Annotated in this window: 13 protein-coding genes; all 13 read right to left on the bottom strand. The window is 32.1% G+C overall.

The window, feature by feature from the left end; translation table 11 throughout:
- Position 1 precedes the first annotated feature (1 nt).
- Positions 2 to 691, bottom strand: coding sequence for a glycosyltransferase family 2 protein (locus BM120_RS07685; protein WP_091994630.1), 690 nt, complete (start codon positions 689 to 691; stop codon positions 2 to 4).
- A gap of 27 nt (positions 692 to 718) precedes the next feature.
- On the bottom strand, positions 719 to 1,582 hold the full coding sequence (locus tag BM120_RS07680; RefSeq protein WP_091994628.1) for a copper transporter: 864 nt from the start codon (positions 1,580 to 1,582) through the stop codon (positions 719 to 721).
- A gap of 47 nt (positions 1,583 to 1,629) precedes the next feature.
- Positions 1,630 to 2,751 (bottom strand): putative cytokinetic ring protein SteA, encoded by a 1,122-nt coding sequence (gene steA / locus BM120_RS07675; protein WP_091994626.1) that lies wholly within the window; start codon positions 2,749 to 2,751, stop codon positions 1,630 to 1,632.
- Positions 2,752 to 2,771: 20 nt separating this feature from the next.
- A complete protein-coding gene (gene recN / locus BM120_RS07670; protein ID WP_091994624.1) occupies positions 2,772 to 4,460 on the bottom strand; it encodes a DNA repair protein RecN in 1,689 nt (562 codons plus the stop codon).
- 14 nt (positions 4,461 to 4,474) lie between these two features.
- Positions 4,475 to 5,377, bottom strand: coding sequence for a TlyA family RNA methyltransferase (locus tag BM120_RS07665; RefSeq protein ID WP_091994623.1), 903 nt, complete (start codon positions 5,375 to 5,377; stop codon positions 4,475 to 4,477).
- Between the two features lie 10 nt (positions 5,378 to 5,387).
- Positions 5,388 to 7,331, bottom strand: a complete 1,944-nt coding sequence (gene dxs / locus BM120_RS07660) for a 1-deoxy-D-xylulose-5-phosphate synthase (protein ID WP_091994621.1) — start codon at positions 7,329 to 7,331, stop codon at positions 5,388 to 5,390.
- 13 nt (positions 7,332 to 7,344) lie between these two features.
- Entirely contained in the window at positions 7,345 to 7,776 is a 432-nt protein-coding gene (locus tag BM120_RS07655) for a divergent PAP2 family protein (RefSeq protein ID WP_091994619.1), read from the bottom strand.
- 10 nt (positions 7,777 to 7,786) lie between these two features.
- A complete protein-coding gene (locus BM120_RS07650) occupies positions 7,787 to 8,677 on the bottom strand; it encodes a polyprenyl synthetase family protein (RefSeq protein WP_091994617.1) in 891 nt (296 codons plus the stop codon).
- Positions 8,678 to 8,742: 65 nt separating this feature from the next.
- A complete protein-coding gene (gene xseB / locus BM120_RS07645; protein ID WP_091994616.1) occupies positions 8,743 to 8,961 on the bottom strand; it encodes an exodeoxyribonuclease VII small subunit in 219 nt (72 codons plus the stop codon).
- Between the two features lie 135 nt (positions 8,962 to 9,096).
- Complete coding sequence (gene xseA, locus BM120_RS07640; protein ID WP_091994614.1) at positions 9,097 to 10,287, bottom strand: exodeoxyribonuclease VII large subunit; 1,191 nt, start codon at positions 10,285 to 10,287, stop codon at positions 9,097 to 9,099.
- Positions 10,288 to 10,407: 120 nt separating this feature from the next.
- Positions 10,408 to 11,751 (bottom strand): type III-A CRISPR-associated CARF protein Csm6, encoded by a 1,344-nt coding sequence (gene csm6, locus BM120_RS07635; RefSeq protein ID WP_091994613.1) that lies wholly within the window; start codon positions 11,749 to 11,751, stop codon positions 10,408 to 10,410.
- Positions 11,752 to 11,765: 14 nt separating this feature from the next.
- Positions 11,766 to 12,098, bottom strand: coding sequence for a CRISPR-associated endonuclease Cas2 (gene cas2 / locus BM120_RS07630; RefSeq protein WP_091994611.1), 333 nt, complete (start codon positions 12,096 to 12,098; stop codon positions 11,766 to 11,768).
- 143 nt (positions 12,099 to 12,241) lie between these two features.
- Positions 12,242 to 13,099, bottom strand: a complete 858-nt coding sequence (gene cas1, locus BM120_RS07625; RefSeq protein WP_242941582.1) for a CRISPR-associated endonuclease Cas1 — start codon at positions 13,097 to 13,099, stop codon at positions 12,242 to 12,244.
- Positions 13,100 to 13,590 lie beyond the last annotated feature (491 nt).

Below are 13,590 nucleotides of genomic sequence, written 5' to 3'. Positions count from 1 at the left end.
GTTAATCCCTCCATTCTTTTTTCTTTTGCTTTACTATTTTTTTAATATGAAAATATTGCTTTGCTCTGTGAATAAAGCCCTTCAAATCTCTCCCCGTTTCGTTATGAGTCATATCGACTAAATATTCGTTTACTCTATATCCCCATTTCAAAATATCTACTGTCATACCAACTTCCACACCATAGCCATCTGGAATAGAGTCAAATCGATCAATAACCTCTCTTTTAAAAGCTCTTTGTCCTGATATTGTAGAATTCAGTTCCACACCTGTAATTTCATATACAGAATCCTTTGCCAATCTCTTTACAAATCCCATTCCGCCTTTTTTTGATGCTGGTCTAAACCTTGCAATAGCAACATCACATTTATCAGCCAAAACTGGTCTAATGATTTTGATTACATCCGAGGAAGTTTTTCCAACATCTGCATCAAGAAATACAACGATATCAGCATCTTTTCTCATAATCTCCAGCCCCTTTTCAAGAGCCCTTCCCTTTCCGGAATTTTTCGTTTGAATATAGAATTTCAGCTTTTCGATATCCATAGATTTTACCACCTGTGCGGTATTGTCACTTGAACCGTCATCCACAACTACTATTTCATCAATTTCAACCAAATCATTTATTCCATTGATGGTGTCAACAATTCTTTCTGATTCATTATATGCTGGTATAATCACACTAGTTATCATTCAATCACTCCTTAATTTAGAAATGCTTTATTTTGAAATCGCCAACAAAGATGAGTTATCATCAATCTTACCAAAGTTACCGATCAAATCCTTTTCATTTATCAATGTCACCAAATTAATGTATGACCACTGTTCATCCGCATTTGACAAAGTTGAAATTCTATATTTAGAAAAAGTCTTTGCCATATCTACTTCTGAGCTACTTTTCTGAGCCACTATTGTGGGCTTCAAGCTCTTTATTTTTCTAATAAATCCACCTTGAAATTCCTCGACTTTTACATTTTTGGCATCCATAGTATTGTTCACAATTAGGTTTGTCACATTATCAAAAATATTAATAAATCCATTTATTTTAATATATCCCAAATCTTGAAGCACTGATAATCTACCATCAGTATTAGATACCTTTATCGAATCCACTATCAAGGTCTCCAAATCCTCCTTCTTTTCCAATTTTTTGTCAAGTTTTTCATTTATTTTCTGTAATGCATCCTCTTGATTTATTGAATTTTTAATTGTTATATAAAAAGAAACCTCACCACCAGTAGATGTAATAACATCTGAAACAAGATTGCTTGTGCTATCCTCGTCAAACGATATTATTCCTATCCTCCTATTCAAAAGCTTCGATTTAATCAATACTTGATTATTATTTGAAAGATAAGTCTTAAAATCGTCTATATTCTTCTGAACCTGTTTATTCTCAATGGTCAATTCATCATTTACTGCTTTAAGAGCATTTACTTTTGAATCAATATCCTTTATTATTGATGCATTTTGTTTCTGGATAGACTCATTTGTTCCAAGTGAAGATCCTATTAATATACCTATTCCCAAAGCTATGAAAATCGAACCTATCGATACTATGAAATATTTAAAATTTATGTGCATTTCCAATCCTCCTAACAATTTTGAACATTTAATTCTAATGGAAATATTTACATTTTCATCAATAACCTCAGCTTAATTTGAAGCAATTGAATTAAAGTCTGAACCTTTGGTGATAGCGATGCAACTATTAAAATTGGGAACAAAGCAGTTATTATCAATGCAAATATATATTTTATTTTCAGTCTACTTTGGTACAAAATGCTAACTCCTCTTGCATCAATCAATTTCGATCCTATTTTTAATCTGACAAGAAATGTAGAAGCCATTCCCTTTCTTCCTTTTTCCAAGAAATCTATCATATTTGAATGAGTACCAAGTGCGACTATCAATTTTGCATTATATTCATATGCAGCCAGCATTGCGATATCTTCACTAGTGCCTGGAGCAGAAAATACCACAGCTTCAAGTCCCAATTCTTCAATCCTTTTCAAACCAGGAGCTCTACCATCAGTATAAGCGTGAACCACAATTTCATTTGCCGACTTTAAAGCATCATCACTGACACTATCCATATCTCCTACTACAACATCGGGCTTATATCCAAACTCTAATAATGCATCTGCACCTCCATCAACACCTATCAGGATTGGCTTTACCTCTTCAATATATGAAATCATAGCCTGCAAATCAGCTTTATAATTATGACCTCTTACCACAACCAAAACATGTTTTCCACCATACTTTGTTTTCATTTTTGGAATCTCCAGATCTCCCAAAATCATACCCTTCTCTTTTTTGGCATATTCAATCGTATTATCGATAAATCTATCTAGTTCAACTTCAATATTCTCATAAGCTTTCTTTATTTTTTCATTGACAGCAGACTTATCCATTACCTCACCAGATCCAATTAGCTCTCCATCTCTGAATATTTTTCCATCCTCAACAGCTATAAAATCATCCTCATTTAATTTATCGAATACTTCCATACCAACATTATCGATAATTAATATATTATTGCTGGTCAATATGGTAGGACCAACATTGGGATATCTTCCACTTATGGATTCTGTTGCATTTATAACCAAGCTAATCCTTGCTTCAACCAATGATTTTGCAGCCACTTCGTCGATATCAACATGGTTTATTAGCGCTACTTCACCATGCTCAATTCTTTTTGCAAGTTGTTTAGTTTTTTTGTCCTTTTTGAGTCTCGCCTCTACTCGCATAGCCTCCTCCTAGTAACCATCTAGTTATTCTTTATCCTTTTTGCACTTTCTATTATTTCATCTGCATGCTCTATAGTTTTTTTTGAAATAACCTTTCCTGAAATCAACCTTGCAATTTCATTTTTCTTTTCTCCATCTCCCAGCTTAGAAAGCCTCGTATACGTTCTATCATTTTCAACATTTTTTTCTATCTGGAAGTGATCATCTGCAAACGATGCAATCTGAGGAAGATGAGTTATACATATCACCTGCTTTTTTTTGGATATATTTGACAGTTTTTCTCCAACTATCTGTGCCGCACGACCACTTATTCCACTATCTATCTCATCAAAAATCAAAGCTTCAATCTTGTCTACATCCGACAGTATAGACTTAAATGCCAACATAAATCTCGACATCTCTCCACCTGATGCTACCTTGCTCAGAGGATTAAGATCTTCTCCTAGGTTGAAGGAAACGAAAAATTCAATATCGTCGCATCCGTTTTCATTATAATCCAAGCTATTGAAATTAACCTTAAATCTCGTATTTTTCATATTTAGACTATTTAATTCCTCTAGTAACCTAATCTCCAATTCCGCCGAAGCCTTGATTCTTGTATTTGTCAATTCAGCTCCACTCTTTTTAAGCTCAATAAATTTCTTAGACAATTTTTCTTGCAAAGAACTTAAAATTTCGTCTCTATTTTCTATATCGTTTAATCGTCTAGACATCTTTTCTAGGTAAGAAAGTATTTCATCAATAGAATCTCCATACTTTCTTTTCATAGTATTATATACATCTATTCTCTCTTGAATTTCATCCAATTCATGAGGTTCAAATTCAATTGAATCTATATAATGTCTAACCGAAGTCGATTTGTCTTCTAATTCATACATTATGCTTTCTATTGCCTCATTGATTTCTAATATTTTATCATCATACTTAGAAACTCCTGATAGCAAGGATACACTCCTTCCAATCAATTCTAGAGCATTGAAATCACTAGAGTTCAAATTTGAATAAACTTCATTTAGTGCCTTATATATCTTTTCACTATTGACAAATATATCTCTTCGCTTTAACAACTCGTCATATTCATTTTTATCCAGTCTAGCTTTTTCAATTTCATCTATCTGAAATTTCAACAAATCTTTTTCTCTTTGGACTTCTTTTTCACTCTTATTATCATTAATTTTTAAAATTTCACGTTTTATCTCATTGTATTCCTTAAATACTTTTATATATTTATCATATACACCTGATATTTCAGCCTTTCCAAATAAATCAACAAATTCAATATGATTGTCCCTATTATACAATGCTTGATTTTGATGCTGTCCATGCATATCTACAATCAAAGACATCAGTTTTTTCAGGTCTCCAACTCTTATGTTTTTACCATTTATCTTCGTTGTACTCTTACCATCTAAAAAAAGCTTTCTCGAAACGATTACGCTACCGTCCTCTTCTCTCTGAACATCAAGCTTGTCGAGCATATCAGTAAATTTTGCATTTTTAGAGAAAAATAACGCCTCAACCTCTGCAAAATCACATCCTTTTCTAATATATGTCCTATCAAACTTTCCTCCAATACACAGATTTAGTGCTTCCAATATTATAGATTTTCCTGACCCAGTTTCTCCCGTCAAAATATTCAATTTTTTTCCAAAGTCAACTCTCAATTCTTCAACAAGAGCACAATTTTTCATATATAGATCATAAATCATAAAAAACACCTACCTTATTCCAAAGAGTGTGATTGTTCAACAAGCTCCTCTATGTATTTATAATATTTTTCAGCATCATCCCATCTTGCCAGCATTTTGTTTTCTATAGCAAAAGCATTTATAAGCTCTAGCTTTTCATTATCGAAATCAGATGCTGATTCAATTTTACCAATATCAATCAATTTACCTATTTTTTCCAAGTATACTAAATATTCAATATTCCCTTCTGGTCCCCTTATCGGTGAGTAATCAAGTCCATGAATTTTAAATCCATCACTGATTGCAATATTTGAAACATATTTTATTACTTCGATGTGAGTTGACTTTTCTCTGACTACACCCTTTTTTCCAACCTTATCTCTACCTGCTTCAAATTGTGGCTTAATTAAGGCTACTATATTACCATTATCTTTCATCAACTCATACGCTTTTGGGAGTACCAATCTTAGAGAAATAAAAGACACGTCTATTGAAACGAACTCAGGCTTTTCAGCCAATTTCTCCGCTTCCAGATGACGAATGTTTTGCCTTTCCATACACACGACTCTTTCATCTTGTCTGAGCTTCCACGCCAACTGACCGTACCCAACATCGACTGAATACACTTTTATAGCACCATTCTGCAGCATACAGTCGGTAAATCCACCAGTAGATGCACCTATATCCATACATACCTTGCCATCTAGATTAATATTGAAGCTACTGATAGCTTTTTCAAGCTTTAATCCTCCTCTGCTCACATAAGGTATTTGCTTGCCTTTCACCACTATTTCAGCATCAATTCTGACAGCAGTACCAGCCTTATCAACTTTTTGATTATCTACAAATACATTTCCTGCCATTATATGTCTACGTGACTGTTCCCTACTTTGGAAATATCCCATATCGACCAATAGCAAATCTATCCTTTTTTTCATAAAACAACCTCTATATTTCTTTGAGAACTCTTTTGATACCATCAGGAGATATACCCAGCTTATCCATCAAAATGTCAGTATTTCCATGAGCTATAAATTCGTCAGGTATTCCCATTATCTTTAATGGTTTATTTATTTCATTCTCTTTCATTATTTTTTCAATATTACTACCCAAACCACCAATAATAGAATTATCCTCCAGTGTAACTACTATATCAGCCTGTTCCAAATATTCTATGTATCTTTCCTCGGACATAGGCTTTAGATATCTTGCATTTAATAGGCAAGCTTCCATTAAATTTTCTTCTGCATTTGCCTCAGCAAAATATTTTTCCAATGCATTGATTGCATTAAATACCATATTTCCAATGCCAATAATTAAAACCTTTTTATTATTTTTTTCCGATGTATTCTTAAAACTATTAAAAATAACCTCAGGCGTTCCAACTGTGTAAATATCTACTGGCAATTCCTCTGTTTCTTCACACTTAAAAAATAATTTATAGTGACTTTTGTCAATATAATACTCATTTCCTCTAGGGTACCTTATTGCCAGAGGAGCTTCAAATCGCTCCGAAAACTTTATCATTCTTATCATCTCATCAGTATCCTTTGGTGCCATAACAGTCATATTCGGTATCAAGTTTAAATAAGAAAGATCGAACTGCCCATGATGAGTTTCTCCATCATTTCCAACTAAGCCACCTCTATCAATCAGAAATGTAACTGGCTTATTAGTAATACATACGTCATGTATCAGCTGATCATAGCCTCTTTGCAAAAAAGTCGAATACACTGCAAAATACGGCTTTAGTCCATTTTTTGCGATACCAGCTGCAAATGTAACTGCATGTTGTTCCGCTATTCCAACATCAAAATATCTCTCTGGATGAAATTTTTCAAAAATATTTAATCCAGTACCTGTTGGCATTGCAGCAGTAATTGCAACTATTTTTTCATTGTAATTTGCCATCTCAGAAAGTGTCATTCCAACCACTGAAGAAATTGATTTCTTATCAGAGGCTAATACACCGACCTTGTAATCGAATTTTCCTACTCCATGATAATTTTCCGGATTATTTTCTGCAAATCTATAGCCCTTGCCTTTTACTGTCTTTACGTGAATAAACTTCGGTCCTTCAATATATTTTACATAATCAAAAATATCTATCATCTCTGAAATATTATGACCATCTATTGGACCAATATATTTAATCCCCATTGCATCAATAAATCCACATTTTTCTGGTAAAATACTCGTAATTAGAGTATCTGTAAGCTTGTTAGCTTTTTTTGATATTTTACATCCAACCTGTGTCATATTCATGATTCTATCAATATTGTCTTTCAGCATCAGCGTTTCAGTATTTCTGATAATCTTTGACATATACGAAGAAAATGCACCTGTATTCTTATCTATCGACATTTCGTTATCATTAAATATTACTACCATATTTTTCTTTAAAAAACCTAGATTATTGAGTGCCTCAATCGACATACCACCTGTAATCGCACCATCTCCAATAATTGAAATAACCTGATAGCTTTCTTTCTTTATATCTCTTGCGACTGCAATACCCAAACCAGCTGAAATAGAGGTCGAGCTGTGTCCAGTATCGAAAATATCATGTTCACTTTCAGATTCTTTTGGGAAGCCTGACAAACCATCGAATTGTCTAAGAGTTGAAAACTCATCCTTCCTCCCAGTGATTATCTTGTGAACGTAGGATTGATGTCCAACATCCCAGATCAGCTTATCCTTTGGGCTATCAAAAACTTTGTGCAATGCCAATGTCAGCTCTACGACTCCAAGATTAGATGCTAAGTGACCTCCAGTTTTAGAAACATTCTTTACCAAGAATTTCCTAATATCTTTGGAAAGCTCATTTAACTGATTTACATTCAATTGTTTTATATCCCTCGGAGAATTTACTCCGTCTAAAAATTTATACATATACTCACCTATCTTACATAACTACTCCAACGATTATTCCCAATATCGCACCAAAAAACACCTGTTTTGGAGTATGACCAATCAATTCCTTCAGCTTTTCATGCTTTATCGGTAACCCTTTTTGCAGATCCTCTATTATTTGATTTAGCATTGTCGCTTGTTTTCCGACAGCTTGTCTAACGCCAGATGCATCATACATGACAATTGCAGAAAGAACGGCTGCCATTGCAAAATATGTGGAATTAAATCCATGCTTTATTCCAATCATTGTCGCCATACATGTCACAAAAGAGCTGTGAGAGCTTGGCATTCCACCTGATGTAAAGATTCTAGCAATATCAACATTCTTTTCTCCTGTAAATATTTTTAATACCTGTGCCAAAAAGCAAGCGAATACACTTGTCCAAAATATATGGTTAGAAGATATTTCTTTAAAAAAACTCATAATTCCTCCGTTAATTACTTCTATTCAAAATAAACTCTGATAGGGAAATCAAAAACTCAACATCACTATTGTCAAAAATACCTATACTTTTCTTCGCTTCATCTATTAATCTATTTGCAATTTGTTTTGACTCCTTCATGCCTAATAATGACGGATAAGTAGATTTCATATTATTAATATCACTTCCTACTTTTTTCCCAAGAGCTTTTTCATCACCTTCAATATCCAAAATATCATCAACTATTTGAAATGCCAATCCAATATTCTCGGCATAGCTCGTCAACGCTTGAAGCTTTTCATCGCTGGCTTTGGCAAGAATTGCACCACATCTTACACTCGCAATTATCATCTTTGCAGTTTTATTAATATGAATAAAATCCAGTTTATCTTTTTTTATTGATTCGCCCTCGCTTTGAACATCGACAGTCTGACCACCTATCATACCATAAATACCTGCACCACTTGCAATTTCATACATAGCCTTTATATGTAGGTCTGGTCTATCGGAAGCCTTCGCATATGCCAGCATCGTTTCAAATGCGTGATTTAGTAAAGCATCTCCTGCCAATATAGCCATAGCTTCACCAAAAACCTTATGATTTGTAGGTTTACCTCTTCTCAAATCATCATTATCTAGTGCTGGAAGATCATCATGAATCAAAGAATACGTATGAATCATCTCAACAGCCATGCTGTATGGAAGAAAATCCTCACCCAATCCACCACAAGCTCTGTACGCCTCCATTATCAATATTGGTCTCAATCTCTTTCCTCCAGCATTTAAGCTATAGTTCATTGCTTCAAAAATCGTTTTTTGATAGCCAAGCTCTTCTGGAAGAAATTTTTTCATTTCTTTTTCTATATAGTTAATTCTATTCTTTAATTCGAGCGTAAACTCCACCTTTTTCACCTCTAATATTTCTTAGTCATAAATTTAATATATTGTCATATAATACTACAATATTATTAAAGCTCAACCTCTTCCTGAATTTCATTGAACTTAATAACCTTAAGCTCTGCTTCCTCAAGAATTTTTGCACAATATTTATACAAATTAATCCCTTCTTCATATAGCTTCAAAGATTCATCTAAACTAATGTTTCCTCTTTCCAATTTGTTCAAAATATTTTCCATCTTGTCATACGCATCTTCATAAGACATATTCAACGTATTTTCCACACTCATAACTAAATCTCTCCATAAAATATATAAAGTTTTTTTATCTGTATTAATCTGTCTATCTATAGTTATATTGATATTTCAACAATATAACTATATAATACTATAACTCTATATCATTACTTCATCATTACCTATAGACTATTTTTTGATAACCTCACATTTTACCTTGCCATCTGAAAAAATGACATCCAAATTGTCGCCAATTTCCAATTTTTCTCGAGATGAAACAAGTCCATTTTCATTTTCTACTATCGAATATCCTCTTTCCAAAACCGAAAATGGATTGAGACTTCCAAAGCTACTCGCCAGCATATTCAGTGAATTTTTTTTCGTGACAAATAGCTTTTCCATAGAGTTTTCCAAAGACAAATTTATTCTGTCTAAATCCATATATCTATCATTTATTACAGCTTTTTCTAGCTGTACATTATACTTGTTTTTGCTTAACTTTATCTTTTCTTTTTCAACAGAAATAATATTTTTTATAGATTTTGACATTCTCAGCATCCTGTTTTTTTGAGTATACTCCAAATCAAATAAATTTGGTGTCGCAATTTCTGCAGCGGCGGACGGTGTTGGCGCTCTCATGTCTGCAACGAAATCACAAATCGTAAAATCCGTTTCATGACCAACAGCCGAAATCACAGGAATATTTGAGTTGTATATAGCCCTCGCTACGATTTCTTCATTGAAGGACCATAGTTCCTCCAAAGATCCACCACCTCTGCCGATAATCATCGTATCTATATCTCCGGCATTATTTAAAAATCTAATACCTTCAACAAGAGTTTTTGCAGAGCTCGCTCCCTGCACCTGTACTGGATATAGCTTAATATTAACCTTTGGATATCTTCTACTCACAACATTTATTATATCTCTAATCACTGCACCCGTTGGCGAAGTTACCACACCAATGTTTTTGGGAAACCTTGGAATTTGCTTTTTGTGAGTGGTGCTAAACAAGCCTTCTTTATCCAGCCTTTCCTTTAATTTCAGAAACTCGTAGAACAGAGCTCCCATACCTTCAATTTCAATTGACTCGATATATAGCTGGTATACTCCATCTCTCAAATATGATGAAACATATCCAGTGGCAATGACTTTATTGCCATCTTCTAATTTTAATTTATTGTTCACATTTTTCTTGTATATCATGCAGTTTATTTTAGATTTGTCATCTTTTAAAGTTAAGTAGATATTTCCAGAAGAATGTGTTTTTAAATTTGATATTTCCCCCTTTACTTTTACATTTGAAAGTATCGGATCGTCGTTTAACACTCTATTTATATATTGATTTAATTCTGAAATCTCTAACGTCCTTATTTTCATTTTCTCACCACCAAACCGCATAATATTCTACAGTATATTATAACACAAATAAAGGTAGCTAAAAATATAAATATTTTCAGCTACCGAGCATTGATATTATTTTATTTACGTTATCCTTTATTATTTATTGATTAGTTTTATTATTTTATCATTCATGCTATCATAAGAATCCCAATACTCATTTTTAAGCTCAATTCCTGTATAATCGAACATCCTTTTTAATTTATAGAAAATTTCATTACTATTATATCCTGTTCTTTCTTTTATTACATCGTCTGTAACACTGATTATCTCATGAGCAGTATCATTCCTAATATCTTCTTCTATTTTTCTTAAATCATATGCTGTTTTAATACAAGTTTTATCTTTTACTAATTCAGATATTAAGAATACTAAATCTCCTGATTTTACAAAGTCATATGAGAAACTGCTTTTGTAACATTCTCTAGCGTATGTTGTTAATAAATCATTTATCTTGATTCCTTTACTACTATTAAGAAGTTTCTTTTTATTCCATTTTACTACACCTTTTTTATTTCTTTTGCAGTAGTTATCTATTTCTATATTTGCCTCTTTCTTTAATACTAGCTTAAATAGGTCTACAATAATCGGACTTATACCTCTAATAAAATCTGGAAAATCATTTTTCTTAACTTTTATGCCCAGACTAAGTGTATATTCGAAATACTTCATGCCTTCCCTGTCATAAAAAGGTAATATTTCTCTTTTTTTAAAAGGTATGAATTTATACATATTATCAAAATCCAGTAAAATTCTACAATTCGCCATTTTTATAGCATTAATATATCTGCTATTATTTTTACATGTTTTTGCTATTTCCAGTGCTGCTGAATAGTCATATGACCTAATAAGCATTTTTATTATTTCTTCTTTCTTCATTTCCAAAAGAGATTCACATATTATTTCCTTACATCTATCTTCATAACCATCTCCATTGTCTTCATTAAGTTCCCATAGTACTTCCACATCATATTTTTCACTATGCTCATGAGTGTTTATTTTTTTAACCGGTGTACTTACCTGAATAGCTGTCAAATCAAATTCACCCAATGTGTTAATTACCTGTAGTGAACTTTTCATTGCTGGAGTTCCTGACGAAATATTTAGCAATATTTTATCATCCTTATCAATCTCATTGAATAATTTTTTTAGAATATCAGTAAATTCACCATAAAAAGTATCATATTCATGTACATTTACTAAATCTTCTCGTTCAATTATTTTATAATTCATTTTGAAATTTTCTTTTTCAGATAATTTATCCAAACAGTAAATATACCTATTGTCTTTTCTGTGATTTGCCAACATTTCATTTGATAGATACAAAATCACATCTGTCGGCTTATACTTTCTACAAATATGCAAAAGTGAACCATCTCTCATATTGTGTTCGTGAATCGGATCTGTTCCTCCGACTGGTGAAAATAAAATTGTTCTTACCATAATATCCTCCAAAATTAAATTATTATTATTTCTTCATCTTCTATAGAGAAATTTTTTCCAAAAATAATTACATCATCATAATACATTCTATAAATCCTAATACTGTCATTTTCTTCATCCAAATAGTTTGAAATATTTTTTATTATTTTTTTTAACTGACTTTTTGTCACAATTGCTTCAAAGGCTGACTTTTGAACTCTATATCCATATCCCAATAAAAACTTTACAAGTTTTGTTCTAGTCTTGTTTTCAGATATATCATAAATAATCAAAATATGAATCTTTTTGTTTTTTTCATCTCTTTCATAATCAATAAAATCGTTATGATTTTCAGACCAATTTTCCATAATATATTATCGTATTAAAATAGGTAAATATAATAATACATCCTCCTCTTCTATTGCTTTAATTAAATTTCCAACTTGAATATCCAGAGAACGCCTATATGATATATTATACCCTACTGTCTCAAAGTATCTATGAGTTGTATTCATTTTTTTTCTAATTTCTTTGCAAAAATTTTCAATCCATTATCAGTAAGAAATACACCACCATCTTCTCTATAAAAATCGGACACACGTATCTCCCTCCCACAAACTAAGCTTAATACTGTAGAGTCAACTATCACTGCTCTCCATTCCTCCATTAGGTCACTAGCAAGAGCTGGGTGTTTTTCTCTATCTGAGTGCATAATCCCAAAAAAAGGATTCAATCCCCTTCCTTCAATTTTACCATACAACTCATTTAATAATATTGAATAACCAAAACTTATCATTGCATTGAATTCGTCTCTTGGAGGTCTCTTACTCCTTTTTTCAAATTTAAATTCTTCTGGCACAATCTCACCTAATATCTTAAAGTAAAATTTTGCGGCAGTTCCTTCATTTCCCATAACTTCTGCAATAGTGGTAGATTTTTCTAATCCAACCAGCATTCTTTTCATCATAGATATCGCATATTCTGTATTAGGATTGTCTTTACCATATCTTCTCATCACAGTTATTTGATTTCGAATTTTAGCTGATACTATCCGTTTTGAAAACTCAACTCTAAATTTTTCGTTATCATATATTTTTGCTTGTATCCGCTGTCGTTTTACATTCACATGATTTGTAGATATCAATCTTCCGTAGTATGATCCCTTCTTTGAGTAAAATATTACGTCAATTCCCTTTGTTAAACAAACATTGATGCATCTATTTGTTAGTGTTACATTTCCAAATATTTGTATGCTTTCTATTGTTTCAATTGGAATACTCTTTGTTAGAGAATTATTACAGGAAACCTCAATTCTGTTTTCCTTTACAGAAATGCTTGCTCCCTGCTCGTTTACGTATAAATATGACATTTTTTGCCCTCCCTTCCGTTATTTCAGATTAAATATTACTACTACAATTTTATTTTAGTGTTTTAAATTACTATACTTTCTTTACCATCTAACTATATACGAAATTTAGTTTACTGGTGCGCAAACTTCATTTGTCCTAAGATTATGGAAAAATCACACACTACATCAACTACTTGAATACTATTTTCTGTTTAAACTTTATATAATATATAATCAGATATACAAGACATCGTCAACTAATATTCTATTATTTTTTATTTGTTCAACTGGAATATGAACTCTTATCATATAAACTGTTGAAGTTTCCATTATATCTAATCCAAATTGATAGAAATCTTCTTCATAATTTCTTATACAATAAAGTCTTTAAAAATAGTTTCCTTCCCCTTACGAGGTTATCTATTTCTTAATTGGAGGTATTTTTATGAAAAAGAGAGTTGGAATTTTTAAAATCAGTTTCCGTCCCCTTACGAGGTTATCTATTTCTTAAT

The organism is Peptostreptococcus sp. D1, from assembly GCF_900112955.1.
Taxonomy (GTDB): Bacteria; Bacillota; Clostridia; order Peptostreptococcales; family Peptostreptococcaceae; genus Peptostreptococcus.
Note: the sequence above shows the minus strand (reverse complement) of the source record. Positions and strands in the feature narration are given on the sequence as shown.